Origin of the sequence: Cellulomonas phragmiteti (assembly GCF_016862775.1) — a bacterium.
GTDB classification, from domain to species: Bacteria; Actinomycetota; Actinomycetes; order Actinomycetales; family Cellulomonadaceae; genus Cellulomonas; species Cellulomonas phragmiteti.
In genome coordinates, this window is sequence record NZ_BONP01000017.1 from 50,280 (window position 1) to 69,331 (window position 19,052).

At 73.3% G+C, this 19,052-nt stretch carries 22 protein-coding genes; 14 read left to right on the forward strand and 8 right to left on the reverse strand.

Annotated elements, in window-relative coordinates; all coding sequences use genetic code 11:
- Positions 1-191: 191 nt before the first annotated feature.
- Entirely contained in the window at positions 192-1,790 is a 1,599-nt protein-coding gene (locus tag Cph01nite_RS13595) for a TROVE domain-containing protein (RefSeq protein WP_203675060.1), read from the forward strand.
- An 85-nt stretch (positions 1,791-1,875) separates the two neighbouring features.
- Positions 1,876-2,139: a hypothetical protein gene (locus Cph01nite_RS13600; RefSeq protein WP_203675062.1), complete on the forward strand. Its 264-nt coding sequence runs from the start codon at positions 1,876-1,878 to the stop codon at positions 2,137-2,139.
- A 117-nt stretch (positions 2,140-2,256) separates the two neighbouring features.
- Here Cph01nite_RS13600 and Cph01nite_RS13605 read toward each other — a convergent pair whose 3' ends face one another.
- The 3 genes from Cph01nite_RS13605 to Cph01nite_RS13615 all read right to left on the reverse strand — a co-directional run bounded on the left by Cph01nite_RS13605 (position 2,257) and on the right by Cph01nite_RS13615 (position 4,564).
- The gene (locus tag Cph01nite_RS13605) at positions 2,257-3,030 is read right to left on the reverse strand and encodes a phosphotransferase (protein ID WP_203675064.1); all 774 of its coding nucleotides are present in this window, start codon (positions 3,028-3,030) and stop codon (positions 2,257-2,259) included.
- Between the two features lie 292 nt (positions 3,031-3,322).
- Positions 3,323-3,808, reverse strand: a complete 486-nt coding sequence (locus tag Cph01nite_RS13610; protein WP_239069262.1) for a RidA family protein — start codon at positions 3,806-3,808, stop codon at positions 3,323-3,325.
- 237 nt (positions 3,809-4,045) lie between these two features.
- A complete protein-coding gene (locus tag Cph01nite_RS13615; RefSeq protein ID WP_203675066.1) occupies positions 4,046-4,564 on the reverse strand; it encodes a nuclear transport factor 2 family protein in 519 nt (172 codons plus the stop codon).
- A gap of 38 nt (positions 4,565-4,602) precedes the next feature.
- Here Cph01nite_RS13615 and Cph01nite_RS13620 point away from each other — a divergent pair, with 38 nt between their 5' ends.
- On the forward strand, positions 4,603-5,175 hold the full coding sequence (locus Cph01nite_RS13620; RefSeq protein WP_203675068.1) for a TetR/AcrR family transcriptional regulator: 573 nt from the start codon (positions 4,603-4,605) through the stop codon (positions 5,173-5,175).
- 262 nt (positions 5,176-5,437) lie between these two features.
- Here the strand turns inward: Cph01nite_RS13620 and Cph01nite_RS13625 are convergent, their stop codons facing one another.
- The 5 genes from Cph01nite_RS13625 to Cph01nite_RS13645 all read right to left on the reverse strand — a co-directional run bounded on the left by Cph01nite_RS13625 (position 5,438) and on the right by Cph01nite_RS13645 (position 9,658).
- Entirely contained in the window at positions 5,438-5,641 is a 204-nt protein-coding gene (locus Cph01nite_RS13625) for a hypothetical protein (protein WP_203675069.1), read from the reverse strand.
- Positions 5,642-5,812: 171 nt separating this feature from the next.
- Positions 5,813-6,121: a hypothetical protein gene (locus tag Cph01nite_RS13630; RefSeq protein ID WP_203675070.1), complete on the reverse strand. Its 309-nt coding sequence runs from the start codon at positions 6,119-6,121 to the stop codon at positions 5,813-5,815.
- 115 nt (positions 6,122-6,236) lie between these two features.
- Entirely contained in the window at positions 6,237-6,965 is a 729-nt protein-coding gene (locus Cph01nite_RS13635) for a class I SAM-dependent methyltransferase (protein ID WP_203675071.1), read from the reverse strand.
- 258 nt (positions 6,966-7,223) lie between these two features.
- Entirely contained in the window at positions 7,224-7,592 is a 369-nt protein-coding gene (locus tag Cph01nite_RS13640) for a hypothetical protein (RefSeq protein WP_203675072.1), read from the reverse strand.
- Positions 7,589-9,658: a restriction endonuclease fold toxin-2 domain-containing protein gene (locus Cph01nite_RS13645; protein WP_203675073.1), complete on the reverse strand. Its 2,070-nt coding sequence runs from the start codon at positions 9,656-9,658 to the stop codon at positions 7,589-7,591. The genes Cph01nite_RS13640 and Cph01nite_RS13645 overlap by 4 nt, the downstream gene beginning before the upstream one ends.
- Before the next feature lie 470 nt (positions 9,659-10,128).
- Between Cph01nite_RS13645 and Cph01nite_RS13650 the strand changes: the two genes are divergently transcribed.
- The 11 genes from Cph01nite_RS13650 (at position 10,129) to Cph01nite_RS13700 (ending at position 19,017) form a co-directional block, all read left to right on the forward strand.
- Positions 10,129-10,893 carry an SDR family oxidoreductase gene (locus Cph01nite_RS13650; RefSeq protein ID WP_203675074.1) on the forward strand — a complete coding sequence of 255 codons (765 nt, stop codon included), beginning with the start codon at positions 10,129-10,131 and terminating at the stop codon, positions 10,891-10,893.
- A gap of 11 nt (positions 10,894-10,904) precedes the next feature.
- Complete coding sequence (locus Cph01nite_RS13655) at positions 10,905-11,537, forward strand: TetR/AcrR family transcriptional regulator (protein ID WP_203675075.1); 633 nt, start codon at positions 10,905-10,907, stop codon at positions 11,535-11,537.
- Positions 11,538-11,542: 5 nt separating this feature from the next.
- A complete protein-coding gene (locus Cph01nite_RS13660; protein WP_203675077.1) occupies positions 11,543-12,523 on the forward strand; it encodes an NADPH:quinone oxidoreductase family protein in 981 nt (326 codons plus the stop codon).
- A 10-nt stretch (positions 12,524-12,533) separates the two neighbouring features.
- A complete protein-coding gene (locus Cph01nite_RS13665) occupies positions 12,534-13,265 on the forward strand; it encodes an SDR family oxidoreductase (RefSeq protein ID WP_203675079.1) in 732 nt (243 codons plus the stop codon).
- Between the two features lie 257 nt (positions 13,266-13,522).
- On the forward strand, positions 13,523-14,230 hold the full coding sequence (locus Cph01nite_RS13670) for an ABC transporter ATP-binding protein (protein ID WP_239069263.1): 708 nt from the start codon (positions 13,523-13,525) through the stop codon (positions 14,228-14,230).
- Positions 14,227-14,943 (forward strand): ABC transporter ATP-binding protein, encoded by a 717-nt coding sequence (locus Cph01nite_RS13675; RefSeq protein WP_203675083.1) that lies wholly within the window; start codon positions 14,227-14,229, stop codon positions 14,941-14,943. The genes Cph01nite_RS13670 and Cph01nite_RS13675 overlap by 4 nt, the downstream gene beginning before the upstream one ends.
- Entirely contained in the window at positions 14,943-15,821 is an 879-nt protein-coding gene (locus Cph01nite_RS13680; RefSeq protein ID WP_203675085.1) for a branched-chain amino acid ABC transporter permease, read from the forward strand. Before Cph01nite_RS13675 ends, Cph01nite_RS13680 begins: the two co-directional genes overlap by 1 nt.
- Positions 15,818-16,918 (forward strand): ABC transporter permease subunit, encoded by a 1,101-nt coding sequence (locus Cph01nite_RS13685; protein WP_203675087.1) that lies wholly within the window; start codon positions 15,818-15,820, stop codon positions 16,916-16,918. Before Cph01nite_RS13680 ends, Cph01nite_RS13685 begins: the two co-directional genes overlap by 4 nt.
- Before the next feature lie 5 nt (positions 16,919-16,923).
- Positions 16,924-18,207 carry an ABC transporter substrate-binding protein gene (locus Cph01nite_RS13690; RefSeq protein ID WP_203675089.1) on the forward strand — a complete coding sequence of 428 codons (1,284 nt, stop codon included), beginning with the start codon at positions 16,924-16,926 and terminating at the stop codon, positions 18,205-18,207.
- A 129-nt stretch (positions 18,208-18,336) separates the two neighbouring features.
- Entirely contained in the window at positions 18,337-18,642 is a 306-nt protein-coding gene (locus tag Cph01nite_RS13695; protein ID WP_203675091.1) for a type II toxin-antitoxin system Phd/YefM family antitoxin, read from the forward strand.
- 6 nt (positions 18,643-18,648) lie between these two features.
- Positions 18,649-19,017 (forward strand): type II toxin-antitoxin system RelE family toxin, encoded by a 369-nt coding sequence (locus Cph01nite_RS13700; RefSeq protein WP_203675093.1) that lies wholly within the window; start codon positions 18,649-18,651, stop codon positions 19,015-19,017.
- Positions 19,018-19,052 lie beyond the last annotated feature (35 nt).

Below are 19,052 nucleotides of genomic sequence, written 5' to 3' on the forward strand. Positions count from 1 at the left end.
TCTTCGGTGACCTGGTGATGGCAGTGCGGGTCGCCCGCTCCACCCACGTCGGAGCGGTGGCGGGCCGGAGCGGATCGGTTCTCCTCTCTCTCAGGACGCCCTCGCGAGGAGGGCAGCCCGGTTCGCCGGGTCCACCCGGTGCGCGCACCACGCCCGCCACCGCCCCGACGACCGACCGAGAGGAACGACCGATGGACGTGCTGCGCACGCTCGGACTGCGGCGCACGCCGCAGAGCGAGCGCGCCGACACCCGCCAGGAGCTGAACGCCGCCGGTGGCTACGCGTTCGTGCTCGACGACGTCGCCCGGCTGCGGCGCTTCCTGACCCTCGGCGTGGACGGCGGTACGTACTACGCCGCGCCGCGCGAGCTGGCCCGGGAGAACGCCGAGGTCGTCGGGCGGATGGCCCACGAGGACCCCGAGACGCTGGTCAGGACCATCGTCGACGTGTCCGTCCGTGGCGCCGCCCCGCGCCAGAACCCCGCGCTGTTCGCCCTGGCGTACGCCGCGTCGGTGCCGGAGTCGGCACAGCTCGCGCTCGCGGCGCTGCCGGCCGTGGCCCGGACCGGGACGCACCTGTTCCTGTTCGCGGGCTACGTCGAGCAGTTCCGCGGCTGGGGCCGGGGCCTGCGTCGCGCCGTCGGCGGCTGGTACACGTCCAAGGACGCCGACGCCCTCGCGTACCAGGCGGTCAAGTACCGCCAGCGCGAGGGCTGGTCGCACCGCGACCTGCTGCGCCTGGCACACCCGACGACGGCCTCGCCGGAGCTGCGGGCGACGTTCGACTGGATCGTCCGGGGCTCGGTCGGCGACGCGACGCCGACACTCGTCGAGGGCTTCGTGGCGGCGCAGGCCGCCACGCAGACCGCGGTGTGGGTCGACCTCGTCCAGCGGCACCGGCTGTCGTGGGAGATGCTCCCCGACGCGGCGCTGGGCGAGGCGGCGGTCTGGGACGCGCTGCTCGACGTCGGCGTGCCGCAGACGGCGCTGATGCGCCAGCTGCCCCGGCTCACGCGGCTCGGCATGCTCCCGGACCTCGGGGGCCGGACCGACGAGGTCGTCGCGCAGCTGGTCGACCCCGGCCGGCTGCGGTCGGCGCGCGTCCACCCGGTCAACGTGCTCGTGGCGCAGCGGACGTACGCCTCCGGGCGGTCGGCCCGCGGCGCCGGCGAGTGGTCGCCGAGCCGGAAGGTGACCGACGCCCTCGACGCCGCGTTCTACGCGGCGTTCGGGTCCGTCGAGCCCTCCGGCAAGCGCACGCTGCTGGCGGTCGACGTCTCCGGGTCGATGACGGCGCCGATCTCGGGCATGCCGATCACGGCCCGCGAGGCGTCCGCCGCGCTGGCCCTGGTGCAGCTCGCGACGGAGCCGGCGGCCTCCGCCGTCGGGTTCACCACGCGGTCGGGCGGCGGCGGCTGGCACGACAGCGCGCTGCGGCCGCTCGCGATCTCGCCGCGGCAGCGGCTCGACGACGCCCTGCGCGTGGTCGACGCGATGCCGATGTCCGGGACCGACTGCGCGCTGCCGATGGTGTGGGCGACCGAGCAGGGCGCCGAGGTCGACACGTTCGTGGTCTACACGGACAACGAGACCTGGGCGGGCAAGGTGCACCCGCACCAGGCCCTCGCCGAGTACCGGCGGCGGTCGGGGATCGACGCGCGGCTCGTGGTCGTCGGCATGACGGCGACGGGCTTCTCGATCGCCGACCCGTCGGACGCGGGGATGCTCGACGTCGTCGGCTTCGACGGCGCGGTGCCCTCGCTCATCACGGAGTTCGCGCGTGGCCTCTAGAGGCCTGCACGGGCCCGACGCGCCGGCCGGGGGCGGCACCGACCACGGTGCCGCCCCACGGTCGGCGTCTGGGCGACCGGCGACCGTGGGGCAAGCGTCCGCTCCTCCCGGCACACCCCTGCGGCCGTCCCCCCGGGGCACCTCGGACCCGCGGGCCGCCCGCGCCCGCGAGCTCCACCGCAAGGCTGTCGAGGCGGACGAGGTCGCCGCGCGGTACCGGGCGGAGCGCGACCGCCTCGTCCTCCAGCTCCGCGCCGAGGACACCGCCCGCTGGAGCTATTCCGCGATCGCGGACGCGCTGGGCTGCAGCCGGGAGCTGGTCGCCCTGATCACGCGTCGGTCCCGCTGACGGCAGTCCGTCCGCACACCCGCGGGGACGAGCGACCAGCCGGCACCCACTGAGCACAGCTGTCGAGATCCCTGTCGAGATGCAGGGTTCTGTGGACCTCGGGGCCGGATGGCTCGACTACCCGACGTGTCCCGGTTCGGCCTGCTGCTCGAGCAGTCGCGTCGCGTCGCGCCGGTACATCGCGGCGTGGTCGTGCAGGTCGGGCCGGCCGGCGACGCGTGCGTGGTCGTCGGTCCAGTCCGCCAGGTCGTGCAGCCGCGTGACGATGGTGGACAGGACGTCCTCGATCGGAGGAGCGGCGTCCTCCCCGTAGCTCGACAGCAGATGGGCGACGCGGGTGAGCGGGGTGGCGTCGTCCGGAGCCGGCATGTCCTCGCACCAGCCGCACAGCCGGTAGGCGAGGTAGGCAAGGTCCCACGCTCGGGGACCGGGCGACGCCATGTCGACATCGATCAAGCCGATCAGCTCCGACCCGTCGAAGACCATGTTGTACGGCGCGACGTCGTTCAGGCAGACGACCTCGACCGGGTGGTGCGTCGGAGACCGCCAGACGCGGCCCGTGAGGTCGAACCCGATGGTGGCGTCGTGGACGGCACGCAGCATCGCCCCGGCCTGTGCCCGGGTCTGCTCCGTCCAGAGCCAGTCGGGTACGGGCCATCCGGCAACCTCGCCGGGCACCCAGCTCAGGATCTCCCGACCCTCGTCGTCGAGCCCGAGCGGCGCCGGGACGGACGTGACGCCGCGCTCCCGCACCCACGCCAGCAGGGCGTGCACGGCCGGTGTCCACGGGCCGGCCGTCCGCCGGACGGTGTCACCGACGCGCACCACGGCGTTGACGTTGCCGCCTTCCAGCTCCTGCGCGGCGGCATCTGGCCGGTCGTCGAGAACCATCGCGCCATCGTCCCATCGCCCGGGCCCGCTGCCCGAGCAGATCGACGCGACCACCGCGGAGCACGGTGTGCAGCTGCCGGAGGACGCCCGCGCGGTCTGGGCGTGGCACGACGGGGGAAGACGTCAGCGGGTCGTCACCTGCACGTCGTCACCTGCACGTCGTCGCGCAGTGGTCAGAGCAGCGGAATGCGCACGGGTCGCCCTGATCACGCGTCGGTCGCGTCGAGCCGCCCGCCGCGCGACGCATCTCGACGGCGGGCGGACCTGTGCCGCCGCCGGCCGCAGGGTGCTCCTACCCGGTGATCTCGAAGAGGCACTCGGTGATGATCGGCAGACCGCCTCGTAGCGAGACCGCGCCCAGGACCGACCGGGTGTGGACGCCCGCGTCACCGAAGACGTCGACGAAGAGCGTGGACAGCCCGTCCAGCACGAGGTGGTGCTCCGCGTAGTCCTCGGTCGCGTTCACGAACGCCTGGACCCGCACCACGCGCGTGATCCGGTCCAGCGAGCCGAGGAACTCGCGCACGACGGCGAGCACCTCCAGGCCGACGCCTCGAGCCAGCGCCGTCCCGTCGGCGGTCGTGTGCTCACGGCCGAGCTTCCCCGCGGTGTGCGGGTCGCTCGGCCCCTTGCCCGCGACGAAGAGCAGCGATCCCACCTGCACGCAGTTCGTGTAGGCAGCCTGCGGCGAGCTCACTCCCGGCAGGACGATCCCGAGCTCGGCCAGACGAGCCTCGGCGGACCACCTCATCGTCGGCTCCCTGCTCTGCAGCGACATGAACGGACTGTGCGCCCGGCCGTGGACCGGTCCCCACCCGCAGCCCGGGTGTGGTGGTCGGCGTCGTGACTGTCGACACGGCAACCACCGCCAGAGCGTGCCCCCGGAGGCCGAGCCGCGCGATCGCGCGGCTCGGCCGGGCGGAGCAGGAGCCGAGCGGTTGCGATCGGTCCAGGCGGCCACGTGACGCGCCCGAGCTCTGCCATGCCCCGACAGTACGGACGCCGTGACGTCGACCTAGGAGAGCGCGGCCTGGAAGATGCCGAAGTTGCCGGTCATCCACAGCGCCGTCAGCTTGACCCTGGCGATCCGCCATCCGCTCTGCGTCCTCTCGAAGCGGTTCGTGTAGTAGCCGTAGACCGTCTGGTCGCTGTCACCGGTGCTGTTCGGCCGGTGGTGGCTGGCGCGGACGTAGGCGACGCAGGTGGCGTGGTCGTCGTCGTCGAACGTGATCACCAGGTTCGTGATCATGTGCTGGGTCGCCGCGAACGACTCCATCCGCGGCGCGGTCCCGCTCACCCAGTCGTCCGCGCTGACCCGGGCGACCGGCTGGCCGAAGCCGTCGCTGAAGTCGACCTCGACCTCGTCCGTGAAGCAGCTGCGGAAGAGGTCCCAGTCGTGGGTGTCCGTGCCGGTCGCGTAGCGGAGCTGGACCGCGCTGATGTCGGCGTGGTCCTGCAGCCGCCGGAGGGCGGCGGTGCCGAGGTCGGGGGTGTCGGTCGCGGTTTCATATGACGATGTCATGTGAACGACCATGGACCTTTCATGTGACAGTGTCAAGTAGAGTCTCTGGCATGGTGACGCGAGCCGAGGCTGCTGCGACGACCCGCACGGCGCTTCTCGCTGCCGCGTCGGACCTGCTCGACACAGGAGGCCCGGACGCCGTCACGCTGCGCGCCGTCGCCGCGCGCGTCGGCGTCTCGCGCGGAGCCCCCTACGGGCACTTCGAGAACAAGGAGGCGCTGCTGGCCCGGCTGGCGATCGACGCCTGGACGTCGCTCGCGCAGGAGGTGGAACGGTTGCGCGCGGCACCAGGTCCCACCCCGGCGGCCCGGCTCGAGGGCGCGGTCTCGACGCTCGTCGGGGTCGCTCGTCGCCGGCCGCACCTCTACGCGCTGATGTTCAGCACCCCCGCGGACGAGCCGCAGGCCGCGCAGGCCGCGGGCCGCCTGCAGCGCGCCTTCCTCGACATCGTCGCCGACGTGGTCGGGCCCTCGCAGGCCCTGAGCTACGCCGCCCTGCTGATGTCGAGCGCGCACGGGATCGCCGGCTTGGAGGTCAGCGGGCACCTGTCGAAGGAGAAGTGGACGGTCGACGGCGACGAGCTGGTGCGCCTGCTGATCGCCGCGATCGCGTCCGCCCGGTGAGCGGCACGCCCCGCAGCCCGCGTACCCGCTGACGTCGCCACCACGCGCGTCGGCGCCTGGGGACTGCTGCAGGTCGGTTGACACGGTCTCGTCGCGCGGGTGGGTGTCGAGCCACGACGTCCAGCGCCCGTCGGTGCCTCCGGACCGCGTGGCCGACGAGGGAGGGCCATCGTCCTCCGCACGCACGAGGCCACGAACGCGTGGATCGCGTCGTGGCCTCCTGGTGCACTCCTGCGGGATGACACGAGTGGGTGGTACGGGCCTACCGTCGGCGGGTACGCCCCCCACGCCCCCGCCAGCCGCCGTTGACCGGTGACGCGCCGCCGACCCCACCCAGGTGCAGGGCGAGGCAGAACAGGCCGGCGAACATCAGCGTCTGCGGGGTGAAGGCGTCCCCGAGGTTCGCCTCGAGGAGATCGAGGAGCAGGGCGAGGCCGAAGATCACGGCAGCGACGATCGCGAGCATGGGCACTCCAGGGGGAGGGTCCGGCAGGCCTGCCGGAGAGTCCGATGCGTCCCGGTTTGGGGGCACCCGGATCATGGCGCACGGTCGCGACGTCCGCGACCTGGCCAGCACGGCGGTGCGAGCTGGTCGAGCGCGCCGCCCTCGACGAGGCAGGCGGGGGACGTGTCGACGCTAGGACGCCTGGCGGCGTCGCGCCGCCTTCCGCACGGCGATGACGGCGACCGCGAGCAGGCCGGCCACCGCGCACACGGGCATCAGGAACACCGCGGCGACGAGGAGCATCCCGTTCGCGGGTTCGATGCCGAGGCAGTTGGTCGGGTCCGGGCACGCGGGGGCGTCCTCGGTGAGCGACAGGACCACCCAGCCGACGAGGACGAGCACGGCCGGGAGAGCCCAGGTCAGTCCGAGAGCCCACAGGTACGGCCTCAGACCGGTGCTGATCCGGGTCCTGTCGGACGGCTCGGGGACGTCGAGATCCACGTCGGCTGCCTCCCGGTGCGTCGTCGTGCGGCGTGACGAGCCGAGTGTGCCGCACCTCGGCACGGCCCACGACGCGCATCGAGGAGCGTCGATCACCGGTCGGGAGGGTGCGACGTCACGGTGCGCGGCGAGCCACGACCACCATCTCGCGGCCAGGACGGTCGGGCGCGTCCCGGACCTCGACCGTGACGAGGCCGGCACGGCGCAGGTCGTCCTCCACCTCCTCCTGGGTACGGAAGCGCAAGGTGGACGTCGAGGTCAGCGTCGCACCCTGAGCGGTGAGCACGAAGGTCCAGCGGAACGTCACCAGTGCACCGTCGACGGCCACCACCTCGACCCAGCGGGTCACCTCACCGACGTTCTCCACCTCGGTGGTGGCCCGGGTCGCTGTCCGGGTCCACCGCTCCCACGCCCGGTCCTCGGGGCGCCGGGTCTCGAGCACGACGTGCCCCCCGGGCCGCAGGGCGCGGTGACAGGCGTGCAACGTGTCGGTCCACCCGGCCGGATCGGCGATGGACTGCGCGGTGTTCGCCGTCATCGTCACCAGGTCCCGGTCGGTCACGCGGACGCTGCCGGCAGTGCCCTCGACCCACCGCACCCGGGCGGCCCCCGGCTTGCTGCGTGCCACCGCGAGGGACGCTGCGGCCGGGTCGACGCCGATGACGTCGTACCCACGCCCGGCGAGCAGGAGCGCGAAGGTCCCGGTGCCGCAGCCGACGTCGAGCACGCGCCGCGCGCCGAGCTCGGCGGCCAGCGCGACGTAGGCGTCGAGGTCGTCCCGGTCGGGGTCGAGAGCGTCGTAGATCGAAGCGAGCTGGGGATCCCTGAACTCCTCGTCGGCCATACGTGCAGTCGATCACGGAAGCCGGCCGCGCCTCGCCTGGTGCAGTGCCGCCGCTCGACCGAGACCCATGCTGCCCACGTGCGCAGGATGGGCGCACGGCTGCTCCAGGACGCACGCGAGGCCGGTTGGCCGTTCGACGCCGGCTGGGACGCGCGGCGGCCCGACCCGCGCTGGGCCACCGTTCCCGTGCCGTCAGCACCGCATCGCCGGCGGACCTGTGCGACGTGGCGCCGAGCACGCTGGCACGGGTCGCCCGCCTCACCACGCCGCGTTGACCGCCAAGAGTCCTTCCGTCGTCGTCGAGCGGTCGAGCGGGACGGCGTCCGAGCCCCATCCGACGAGCACCGCTCCCGCCTCCGGCGGGACGTCCGCGGCGCGGACCAGCCAGGCGACGGCGTCCGCCGCGAGCTCGGCGCCCCAGCCGTCCAGACCGACGGCCTGGCCGCCGGCGTGGAAAGCGAGGTCGAGGCGAGCATCCCGCTCCGGGTCGCTGAGGGTGAGCTCGACCACGCCGCTCTCGTAGCGGTAGGTGCTCGCGCCCGGCCACCGAGCGAGTGCAGCCGCCACCAGCGCGTCGACGTCGAGAGTGACGTCGTCCGACGGGATGCCGATCAGTCCCTCGCTCACGGTCCACCTCTCCAGGGTTCCAGTCGGACGAATCCTTGCAGTCCGCGGGCCCGCATGCGGCTCTCGATGAACTCGGCCGCGCGCAGGTCGTTGGTGACGAACTCGAAGGGTGTCGTGCTGTTGTCGATCCCCGCCATGTCCATGGCGCGCAGGATCTTGTCGATCCGGTGGTCCAGGTCGGCCTGCGCGAACTCCACCATCTTGGGGCTGCTGAGGCTCTCTGGGACGTAGAACGAGGTGCTGCCGGTGACGAGCTTCGCGTCGGCGATGCTCCCGTAGGCGTGCGTCGCACCGTCCAGCACCGCGCCCTGCTTACCGTCCTCGCCCCAGCGCGCGAGCCACCGCTCATCGGTGCCGAGCACCTGCTCCTGATAGTCCGCCGCCGCCCCTCGTGCGCGCAGGTGGCTGTGCTCGAGTGCGTGGTAGCGCGCTCTCGCGGCGGCCTCCTGCGTCGTGTCGAGCGCGCGCCATGTCTCACCGTTGACGCCCTCGAGCGGTTCGCGACGCATGAACGCGCCGAGGTCGATCACGCCTGCATCACCGGTGAACGCGCCTCGTCGTGCGGCCCAGGTGGCCGCGGGGTCCCGAGCGATCTCGTCGGCGAGGAGTCGGGCGCCGCGCCCGGCGGCTGCGCCGGCGAAGTTGCCGGGCAAGAACGTCAGCACGAACTCACCGCCGTCGAGCGCGGCCTCGAGGGGCGTCGTGGTGCGGACGTAGTCGGCCGTGGCGCGTACCGGGTCGCGGACGAAGGTCGCGGCCCCGGCGGCGTGGGCCAGCCCGTAGGTCGCAGCCCCCGACACGCCGATCGCGAGGGCAAGGGAACCGCCCGAGAGGGCCACGACGGCGGCGACGCCGACCCCGACCGCGATCTGCTGCACAGGAGACAAGCCGCTCCACCACTGCCCGGCATTCTCGAGCAAGCCCGCGAGATACGTCGCGTCTCCCTTGACGAGCAGGTTCGGGCCGATGGCAGCGGCCATCGACATCCCCCACCAGAGGGTCACGGCGGTACCGACCACCCCGAGACCCAGGGCGATGCCGCGGTACCGGCGGCGACTCCGCGGCTCTGCCCCGGGGGTCGTCACCGCCATCGCCTCGGCACGGATGTTTCGCACGTGCACCGCGACGGCGCGTCCACGACCGATGGCGAGGCGGCGCGGCTCGTCACCCACGCGCGCGTGGGCGGCGACCACGACCGCGAGATCTGCCCAGACCTGGGTGAGCATCCTGAGCAGCGGCGTGACGAGCTCGCCGAGCCGCCGGGTGGCGCCCTCCCAGCGCTGGAGGCCGAGCTCCCAGCGAGCGACGAGCCGGTGTCCGGGCACGTGGTCCCCGACGGCACCAGAGGGACGCTGCCGGTCGTCGCCGGGCGGCGCCAGCGCAGCAGCGCGATGGCGGCGCTGGGAGTCCGTGAGGAGGCAGGCGGCGAGCAGCACCACTGACAGCACGCCGACGCCCCGGCCATGGCCGGTCAGCGACCACAGACCTGACAGAAGAGCGGGGAAGCCCTCCGCGCCCTCCTCGGGCCATCTCCAGTCGCGGTTGTACGCGTTGTACGAGGTGTGCTCAGCCACCGTCAGCAGGTAGCAGCTGATGGGCAGCACGAGGGCTGCGACGCGGTGCGGTGCCCGACCCGTTCGCCACAACGCGACGCCCAGGCCGATGCCCATCGCCGTGGTGGCCGTCCAGATGTGGTGCCCGTGCGCGACGGCGACCCCGTCCGAGGTGCTGAACCCGGCGGTGGACCACGGGTTGAGGGTGTAGGGGTCCGGTGGGTTGCGGAGGAACCACAGCATCCCGCGAGAGGCGACGTGCCGGATCGCGTCCTCGTAGGCGTTGAAGGCGATCCCGCACGTGAAACCCAGCAGGGACCAGTCCATCGCAGAGAACCGACGGACCCTCCCGGGCGCCAGCACGGCCAACGCGAGCAAGGGCAGGAGCTTGCCGGTCTCCTCGAGGAACCCCGCCAGCGCGACCCCGGAGCCGTCGGACGACGGCCGGAGGTCGAGCGCTTCGGCGACCTGGAGGGTGAACCAACCGATCACCGCGGACCACAGCACCGCCACGCTGAAGAGACGCGCGGTCGTCGCCCACGACACCGTCCGCGTGCGCGCCAGCACGAGCCAGACGACGAGCAGGGCGAAGCTGCCGGCGTACACCCGCAGGGAGTCGCGCGCGGACTCGACCAGCGCGACCACGATCAGCACGAACCCGACCGAGACCCACAAGCCGATCGCACGGGCACGGGCCCAGCGGCTCGCCCACGCCGGCCGCGCTTCCCACCACGTGGCAGCGCGGGCGCGGACGGTCTGCCACCACTCGTGCGGAACCGTCGCCTCGGAGGTCGCCGTCGTGCTCGTGCGTGGCGTCGTCACCGCTCAGCCCTCCCGAATCGGGCACACGGTACCCAATCGGGGACGCCAGGTGGGTGGCCTTGCTCCTGAGAGCCGCGACCACCGGCCGAGCATCGCGTGTACGCTTCGGATCACAAACCGTCCGGTCGGTCTGCGATCGGACCATCTCGGGGAGGAGTGCGATGCAGCGGTTCGAGGGCAGGGTCGCGCTGGTGACCGGCGCGAGCCGCGGCATCGGGTTCGCGATCGCCCAGCGGCTCGTCGCCGAGGGCGCGTCCGTCGTCCTCACGGGCCGCAAGCAGGACACCCTCGACGCCGCCGTCGCCACCCTGACGGCTGAGCACGGAGCCGACCGCGTGCTCGCCGTCGCCGGCAAGGTCGACGACCCCGAGCACCGCACCGCGGCGATCGCGGCGACCCTCGAGCGGTTCGGCCGCCTCGACCACCTGGTGAACAACGCCGGCATCAACCCGGTCTACGGCCCGGTACTGGAGATCGACCTCACCGCGCTCCACAAGATCCTCGCCGTCAACGTCGTCGCGGCCCTCGAGTGGACGCGGGACGCCGTCGCCGCCGGGCTCGGGGCGGGGGGCGGGGCATCCGTGCTGAGCACGGCGTCGGCCGCCGGGCTCGCGGCCAGCCCCGGCATCGCGGCCTACGGCGTCTCGAAGGCCGCACTGATGAACCTCACCGCGCAGCTCGCCGTCGAGCTCGCCCCGCGGGTCCGGGTCAACGCGGTGGCTCCCGCGGTCGTGCGGACCCGCCTCGGCGCCGCGCTCTACGAGGGGCGCGAGCAGCAGGTCGCCGCGCGCTACCCGCTGGGCCGCATCGGCGAGCCCGTCGACGTCGCCGGCCCCGCGGCCTTCCTGCTGTCCGACGACGCCGCGTGGGTGACCGGCCAGACGCTCGTGATCGACGGGGGCGCCTCCGTGGCGCCGACGGGGTGAGGATGGTGCGCATGAAGCAGACGAGCGTGGTGGACGACGTGACCCGGGCGGCGGTCGAGCTCTTCGCGTCGCAGGGGTACGCGAACACGTCGGTGCAGCAGGTGGTCGAGGCGGCCGGCGTGACCAAGGGCGCGCTGTACCACTACTTCCAGTCCAAGGACGACCTGCTGTTCGGCATCTACGAGCGCCTGCTGTCGCTCCAGACCGAGCACCTCACCGCGATCGTCGAGCGCGGCGCACCGACCGCCGAGACCCTGCGCGCGGTGTGCGTCGACGTCGTCGAGACGTCCGTCGACCACCTGCTCGAGGGCACCGTGTTCTTCCGCAGCGCCCACATGCTCTCCGCGCCGCGCCAGCAGGAGGTCACGCAGCGCCGCCGCGCCTACCACGACACGTTCGCCGGCCTCATCGAGGCCGGTCAGGCGGAGGGCCTGTACCGCACCGACGTCCCCGTCGCGGTCCTGGTCGCGCACTTCTTCTCCGACCTGCACTACCTCTCCCACTGGTACAAGCCCGAAGGCCCGGAGGACAAGACCGTGCTCGCGAACCAGCTCACCGACCTGTTCCTCGTCTCGATCTCGGCCGCGTCGGCAGGTTCGGCGGCTCCCGTCCGGCCGCACGCCGCCGCCGCGGTCGAGGGCTGACCGCCGTGCGCGCCTGGCACGTCACCGCCCACGGGGAGCCGGCGGACGTCCTGCGGCTCGTCGACCTGCCCGACCCCGTCGCGGGCGACGGGCAGGTGCTCGTGCGGGTGCGGGCGGTGGCCGTGAACTTCCCCGACGTGCTGCTCGCGCGTGGGGAGTACCAGGTGCGCCCGCCGCTGCCGTTCGTGCCCGGCATCGAGCTCTGCGGCGAGGTCCTCGCCGTCGGCGCCGGCGTCACGCACGTGACCGTCGGGCAGCGGGTCGTCGGCTCCCACATCGGGGTGCTCGCCGAGCTCGCGGTGCTCGACGCCCACGAGGTGTTCCCGGCGCCAGACGCGCTCGACGACGCCCAGGCGTCCGCCTTCACCATCGCCTACCAGACCGGGTGGTTCGGCCTGCACCGGCGGGCGGCGCTCCAGCCGGGGGAGACCCTGCTCGTGCACGCCGCGGCGGGCGGGGTGGGCACCGCCGCGGTGCAGCTCGGCGCCGCGGCCGGTGCCCGCGTCATCGGGGTCGTCGGCAGCGCCGCCAAGGCCGACGCCGCGCGCGCCGCCGGTGCGGACGTCGTCATCGACCGGTCCACGCAGGACGTCGCCGAGGCCGTGCGGGCCGAGACGGGCGGCGCCGGGGTGGACGTGGTCTACGACCCCGTCGGCGGGGACGCGTTCGCCGCGTCGACCAGGTGCGTCGCCCTCGAGGGGCGGATCGTCGTCGTCGGGTTCGCCGGCGGGACCCTCCAGGACATCCGCGCGGCGCACCTGCTGGTGAAGAACTACACGGTCCACGGCCTGCACTGGGGGCTCTACGCGCGTGTCCGCCCCGAGCTCGTCACCGCCGCGCACGTCGAGCTGACCCGCCTCGCGGACACCGGCGCCGTCGTCCCGCAGGTCAGCGACGTGGTCCCGTTCACCGCCGCGGCCGACGCGGTCGCCCGGCTCGCCGGCGGCACCACGACGGGCCGCCTCGTGGTCCGCGTCCAGGACTGACGGGACGACGATGACCCGGCTCGACGGACGCGTAGCCCTCGTCTCCGGCGGCGCCCGCGGCCTCGGCGCCGCGTACGTGCGCGCCCTGCACGGCTGCGGCGCGAGCGTGGTGATCGCGGACCTGCTCGACGACGAGGGAGCGGCGCTCGCGGACGAGCTGGGGGAGCGCGCGCTGTTCGTGCACCTCGACGTGACGTCGGAGGAGAGCTGGGCGGACGCGGTGGCGGCCGCGGTCGGGCTCGGCGGGGTGGACGTGCTGGTCAACAACGCCGGGATCGCGAACGCCGGCCGGATCGAGCGGTACGGCCGGGAGCAGTGGGACGCCGTGATCGCGGTCAACCTCACCGGGACCTACCTCGGTGTGCGCGCGGTCGTGCCCGTCATGAAGGCGGCCCGACGCGGGTCGATCATCAACATCTCGTCGGTCGAGGGGATGCGCGGCGACGCGGCCCTGCACGGGTACGTCGCGTCGAAGTTCGGGGTGCGCGGGCTCACCAAGTCCCTCGCGGTCGAGCTCGGCGCCGACGGCATCCGCGTCAACTCGGTGCACCCCGGCTTCGTCCTGACGCCGATGACCCAGGGGCTCGACGTGACGCGCCAGCGCATCCCGCTCGGGCGGCCCGCGGTGCCGGACGACGTCGTGGGCGCCGTGCTGTTCCTCGCGGGGGACGGGTCCGCGTACGTGACGGGCACCGAGCTCGTGGTCGACGGCGGCATGATCGCGGGCGTCCCGCACGCGTGAGGACGACGCCGGGACCGGCGTCTGCGCTCTCGGGACGTAGGCCGGACCGACCCGGGCCGAGCGTGATGTGCCACAGAGCCGAGGGTGACTGGATTGCTCTCTCGCGCCCTCGTCACCCAGGGGCGTGAGAGAGCAATCCAGTCACGGGACTGCGTTCGCGGACATACCGTCTGGTCGGTTTCTCCTGTACTGTCGCAGCACGCCGACACGACGGAGTGCCGATGCCAGAACGGGAAGCCCCCGCGGGCGCGGGTGCGATGCGACTGCAGGTCCGCGGACTGACCGTGCGCTTCGGCGGTCTCGCGGCACTCACCGACGTCGACCTCGACGTCGCCGAGAGCCAGGTCGTCGGCCTCATCGGGCCGAACGGCGCGGGCAAGACCACCGTGTTCAACGCCGTGAGCGGGCTCGTCCGCACCGCCGCCGGGACCATCACCGTCGCGGGCCGCCCTGCACCCCGCGCACCCCAGGGGCTCGCCCGGGCCGGCGTCGCCCGCACGCTCCAGGGCCTCGGGCTGTTCCCCGGGCTCAGCGTCCGCGAGAACGTCGAGGTCGGCGTCCTGGGAGCCTCCGACCCCGCCGCCCGTGCGCTCGAGGCGCTCGACGACCTCGGCATCGCCGACCGCGCCGCACTGCCCGTCGGCGCACTGCCGTACCCCGAGCAGAAGAAGGTCGCCCTCGCCCGCGCGCTGGTCGCCGACCCCCGGCTCCTGCTGCTCGACGAGCCGGCGGGCGGCCTCGGCGCCGCCGACATCGCCGAGCTCGACGCCGTCGTGCGGCGGGTCGCCGCGACCGGGTGCGCGGTCCTGCTCGTCGAGCACCACGTCGACTTCGTCATGAGCCTGTGCGACCGGGTCGTCGTCCTCGACTTCGGGCGGGTCATCGCCGACGGCACGCCCGACGCCGTCCGCCGCGACCCCGCCGTCACCGCCGCCTATCTGGGGATCGAGGTGACCGCCTCGTGAGCGCGGCCCTGAGCGTGCGGGAGCTCGTCGTCGGGTACGGCGGCGCACCCGTCCTGCGCGGCGTCTCGTTCGACGTCGACGAGGGCACCGTCGTCGCGCTCGTCGGCGGCAACGGCGCCGGCAAGACCACGCTGCTGCGGACGGTGTCCGGGCTGCTCACGCCGTCGGCCGGCAGCGTGCACCTCGACGGGGAGGACCTCGCGCGCGTCGGCGTCGAGGACCGCGTGCGCCGCGGGCTCGCCCAGGTACCCGAGGGGCGCGGCGTCATCACCGAGCTCACCGTCGAGGAGAACCTGCGGCTCGGCGGGCTGTGGCGCCGCGACCCCGCCGACCTGCGCGCCGCGCTCGCCGAGATGTACGCGCTCTTCGAGCCCCTCGAGCGACGCCGCACGACCCTGGGCCACCAGCTCTCCGGCGGCGAGCGACAGATGCTCGCGATCGCCCGCGCACTCGTCGCGCGGCCGCGCGTGCTCCTGCTCGACGAGCCGTCGCTCGGCCTCGCACCCCTCGTCGTCGCCCAGATCATGCGCGTGCTGCGCGAGCTCTGCGACCGCACCGGGCTCACCGTCCTGCTCGCCGAGCAGAACGTCGCCGGGGCGCTGTCCGTCGCCGACCACGGGCTCGTGCTCGCGCTCGGCGAGGTCGTCGCGTCACGGCCCGCGGCCGAGCTCGCCGGCGACGAGGCCCTGCGACACGCCTACCTGGGGTTCTGATGGACCGGTTCGTGTTCCTCCTCGGCACCGGGCTGGCCCGGGGCACGCTGTTCGCGCTGTTCGCGCTCGCCCTCGTGCTCATCTGGCGCTCCACCCGGATCGTCAACTTCGCCGCCGGTGCCATGGCGATCGTCGGCGTGTACGTCGGTGTCGCCGTCACCGGGCTGACCGGCAGCTACTGGCTCGGCCTGCTCGCGACCGTGCTGGCCGGTGGCCTCGTCGGCCTCGTCGTCGAGCGGGGGCTGCTGCGGTTCGCGTCGGCACGCTCGCCGCTGTCCGGGGTCATCCTGGCGATCGGGCTCGTGATCGTGCTGCAGTCGCTGCTCGGCATCGCGTTCGGCCAGCAACACACGCCCGTCCGGGCGCCCTTCGACGACCGGCCCGTCCAGGTCGGCGGCGTCCCGCTGCTCTCGCCGTACGACGTGTTCGTCGTCGTCGTCGCCCTCGGGCTCATGGCGGCACTGCGGCTGCTGTTCGTGCGGACGACGCTCGGCCTGCAGCTGCGCGCCGCGGCGTTCGAGCCCGAGGTGTCGCGGCTGCTCGGCGTCCGCGTCGCCCGGATGCGGACGGTCGGCTGGGTGCTCGCCGCGGCCGCCGCGTCGCTCGCCGCGATGCTCGCGGTGCCCAAGGAGCTCGGCCTCAACCCGCACGCCGCCGACATGCTGTTCGTCTACGCGTTCACCGTCGCGGTCGTCGGCGGGCTCGACTCACCGGGCGGTGCGCTGCTCGGGGGCCTCACCGTGGGCGTCGTCATGAGCCTGGTCACCGGCTACCTCGGGGCGACCCTGACGCCCGTCGCGGTGCTCGCGCTGCTCGTCGTCGTGCTGCTCGTGCGACCGTCCGGACTGTTCGCCGCGGCCGAGGCGAGGCGGGCATGAGCGCGCGTCGCACGCTGCTGCTCGGGCTCGGCGGGCTGATCCTCGCGATCGGCCTGACGTTCCTGCTCGACCCGTACCGCAACTACCAGCTCGCGCTCGTCGCGGCCTACCTGTGCGCGACCGCCGGGCTGACCGTCCTCGTCGGGCTCAGCGGGCAGCTCTCGCTCGGGCACGCCGCGCTCATGGCGGCGGGCGGCTACGGGTTCGCGCTGACGTCGCAGGCGCTGACCTCGGCCGGCGTCGGTGGCCTCCCGCGGTTCCTCGCGGCGACGGTCGCCGCGGCGGTCGTCGCCGGGGTCCTCGGGCTGCTGCTCGGGCTCGCGGGCGCGCGCCTGCACGGCCCGTACCTGGCCGGGCTCACGCTCACGCTCGTCGTCGCGGTGCCCGCGGTGGCCGCGAGCGTCGGAGCGCTCCAGGGCGACCGCGGCGTGCAGATGCAGTTCGAGGGCGTCCCGGGCCCGCTCCGGGCGCTCATCGCCCTCGAGCAGTGGCAGGCGTGGGTCGCGCTGGCCGTCGCCGCCGTCGCCGTGACCGGGCTCGCCCTGGTGCGCGACGGGCGCACCGGGCTGCGCATGCGCGCGGTGCGGGACGACGAGGTCGCCGCGGCGCTCGCCGGGATCGCACCCGCCCGCGTGAAGGTGCTCGCGTTCGTCGTCAGCTCGGTGACCGCCGGGCTCGGCGGCGCGGTCCTCACGTTCGTCACGCAGTCCGTCTCGCCCGGGGCCTACACCGTGTCGCTCTCGCTGCTGCTGCTCGTCGCGGTCGTGGTCGGCGGGCTCGGCAGCCTGCTCGGGGCCGCGCTCGGCGCGGTGCTCCTGGTGCTGCTGCCGTGGCTCGTCGGCACCGTGACCGACATGCTGCCGCTCCCGTCGCAGGTCACGCAGCGGATCGACGGCACGCTGCCGCTGCTGGTGTTCGGCCTCCTGCTCATCGTCCTGGTCGCCTGCGCGCCGGGTGGGCTGGCCGGCGCGCTCACCGCCGCCCGCGCCCGTCGGCGGGCCCGCCGGCGCCTCACGGCCCCTGCGCCCACCACTGCTCCGCCCAGCCCCACCGCCCCCGCACCCCGAGAATCCGCCCGCACACCGACCGAGGGATGACGACGATGTCACTGCTCCGCACCCCGCCCACGCGCCGCCACGCGCGGCGCACCGCCGGCACGTTCGTCGCCCTCGCGACGATCGTGGCGCTCACCGCCTGCTCGACGCCCGCCGCGTCGCCCGGCGTCGACGAGGACACCGTCACGATCGGCACGCACACCCCGCTCACGGGACCGGCGGCCGCGGGCTACTCGTCGATCTCCGCGGCCGCGTCCGCGTACTTCGACTACCTCAACGACAACGGCGGGATCCACGGCCGCAGCATCGAGTACGTCGTCAAGGACGACGCGTACAACCCGGCGACCACGCAGACGGTCGTGCGCGAGCTGGTCCAGGAGCACCAGGTGCTCGCGGTCGTCAACGGCCTGGGCACCCCCACCCACTCCGCGGTGCTCGACTACCTCAACGAGAACGGGGTGCCCGACCTGTTCGTCGCGTCGGGCAGCCCCAGCTGGGACCAGCCCGAGACCTACCCGTGGACGTTCGCCTTCAACGCGGACTACATCACCGAGGGCAAGGTGCTCGCCCACCACGCCCAGCAGACGCACGGCGACGACGCCGTGTACTGCGTGCTCGGCCAGGACGACGACTTCGGCATCGACTTCGCCGCCGGCCTGACGACGGTGCTCGACGAGCTCGCGAGCACCCAGACGTACGCGGTGTCCAACCAGGACGTGACCGCGCAGATCGGCGCGATGCAGGCCGCCGGGTGCACCGTGAACTTCCTCGCGACCGTCAACGGCTTCACGGCGCTCGCGCTCGGCACCGCCGCGAAGATGGGCTACCGCGCGCAGTGGCTGACGTCGTCGTCGGGCGGCGACTACCCGACGCTGCTCGGCTACCTCGGCGAGGAGAACGGGCCCGCGCTGCTCGAGGGCCTCGTCAGCACCAACTACCTGCCGTTCAGCGACGACGACCCGTGGGTCGAGCTGTTCCGCAGGGTGAACGACGAGTACAACGGCGGCGCGCCGTTCACGGGGAACACCATCTTCGGGATGTCGGTGGCGTACACGTTCGCCGAGGCGCTCGCGCGCGCGGGCGAGGACCCCACGCGCGAGAGCCTGGTCGAGGCGCTGAAGTCCGGTGACGTCGTCGGCAACGGGATCCTCCCGCTGGGGTTCGGTGCGGACAGCCACCGGGCGTTCGGCGGCGTCGGGATCACGACCGTCACCGGCGGCGTGCAGGACTACGTCGGCGAGGTGTGGACGACCGACAACGGCGACGGGGAGGTCGTCCCGTACGACGGCGAGGCAGTCGCGCTGGAGAACGAGGGGATCCCGCAGAGCTGAGTGCCGGGCACCGGCGCCTCCGACGGTTGATACGCTAAATTTGCCACTGGATCTTCCGCTAGATCCTCCGTAGGATGCTCGGGCAGACCTCCTACCAGAGGGCTGCCCCACTCCGTCCGAGAGGCCACCATGCGAACCGACACCCGAGACATCGTGAGTGTCACCGACGCCGCTCGTAACTTCAGCCGCTATGCGTCGGAGGCCGCCGAGGGTCGCAGCATTGTCATCATCCGCAACAACGAGCCCACCGCGGCGCTGGTGCCGCTCGAGAAGATGGATCGCCTGGACAAGATCGACGAGCTGGAGGAGGACCTGATGCTGTGGGGCATGGCTCTCGTCCGGACTCTGACGGACTCCGGCGAGCGCTACAGCCTCGACAGCATCGCTGCCGAGTTCGGCGTCGATCTCAGCGAGGACGATCCCGAGGCGGTCTGAGCAACAGTGGCCGACGTCGTCCTCACGAGCGAAGCGCGAGAAGACCTTCGGGACTTCGACGGCGCGGCGCAGAAGGTCATCATCAAGGCTCTGAAGAAGCTCGAGGACTCTCCCGAGCAGCGTGGCGCGCCGCTCGGGAGCCGACAGAGCGGCAACCTGACGACCTTCCGCAAGCTCGTTGTGGGCGACCGCGACTACCGGATCGTGTACCGCGTGGAGACGGACGGCACCGTGTGCGTGGTGTGGGTCATCGGTCGCCGGGTCGACGAAGAGTGCTACCAGCTGGCGATGGCCCGCTTGAAGCTGCACGGCGGTACTGACGTCGCTCCGGGCATGCAAGCTGCTCTGACCTCGCTATGGAGCAGGCGCCGGTAGTCGACACCGGAACCCAGGCGGGCGCATCCCCGCTG

Coding starts and splice junctions, on each gene's coding strand:
- Cph01nite_RS13595 (WP_203675060.1), top strand. CDS start 192: ATGGACGTGCTGCGCACGCTCGGACTGCGGCGCACGCCGCAGAGCGAG.
- Cph01nite_RS13655 (WP_203675075.1), top strand. CDS start 10,905: ATGAAGCAGACGAGCGTGGTGGACGACGTGACCCGGGCGGCGGTCGAG.
- Cph01nite_RS13610 (WP_239069262.1), bottom strand. CDS start 3,808: ATGTCGCTGCAGAGCAGGGAGCCGACGATGAGGTGGTCCGCCGAGGCT.
- Cph01nite_RS13605 (WP_203675064.1), bottom strand. CDS start 3,030: ATGGTTCTCGACGACCGGCCAGATGCCGCCGCGCAGGAGCTGGAAGGC.
- Cph01nite_RS13650 (WP_203675074.1), top strand. CDS start 10,129: ATGCAGCGGTTCGAGGGCAGGGTCGCGCTGGTGACCGGCGCGAGCCGC.
- Cph01nite_RS13685 (WP_203675087.1), top strand. CDS start 15,818: ATGAGCGCGCGTCGCACGCTGCTGCTCGGGCTCGGCGGGCTGATCCTC.
- Cph01nite_RS13625 (WP_203675069.1), bottom strand. CDS start 5,641: ATGCTCGCGATCGTCGCTGCCGTGATCTTCGGCCTCGCCCTGCTCCTC.
- Cph01nite_RS13615 (WP_203675066.1), bottom strand. CDS start 4,564: ATGGTCGTTCACATGACATCGTCATATGAAACCGCGACCGACACCCCC.
- Cph01nite_RS13635 (WP_203675071.1), bottom strand. CDS start 6,965: ATGGCCGACGAGGAGTTCAGGGATCCCCAGCTCGCTTCGATCTACGAC.
- Cph01nite_RS13665 (WP_203675079.1), top strand. CDS start 12,534: ATGACCCGGCTCGACGGACGCGTAGCCCTCGTCTCCGGCGGCGCCCGC.
- Cph01nite_RS13670 (WP_239069263.1), top strand. CDS start 13,523: ATGCGACTGCAGGTCCGCGGACTGACCGTGCGCTTCGGCGGTCTCGCG.
- Cph01nite_RS13695 (WP_203675091.1), top strand. CDS start 18,337: ATGCGAACCGACACCCGAGACATCGTGAGTGTCACCGACGCCGCTCGT.
- Cph01nite_RS13620 (WP_203675068.1), top strand. CDS start 4,603: ATGGTGACGCGAGCCGAGGCTGCTGCGACGACCCGCACGGCGCTTCTC.
- Cph01nite_RS13680 (WP_203675085.1), top strand. CDS start 14,943: ATGGACCGGTTCGTGTTCCTCCTCGGCACCGGGCTGGCCCGGGGCACG.
- Cph01nite_RS13690 (WP_203675089.1), top strand. CDS start 16,924: ATGTCACTGCTCCGCACCCCGCCCACGCGCCGCCACGCGCGGCGCACC.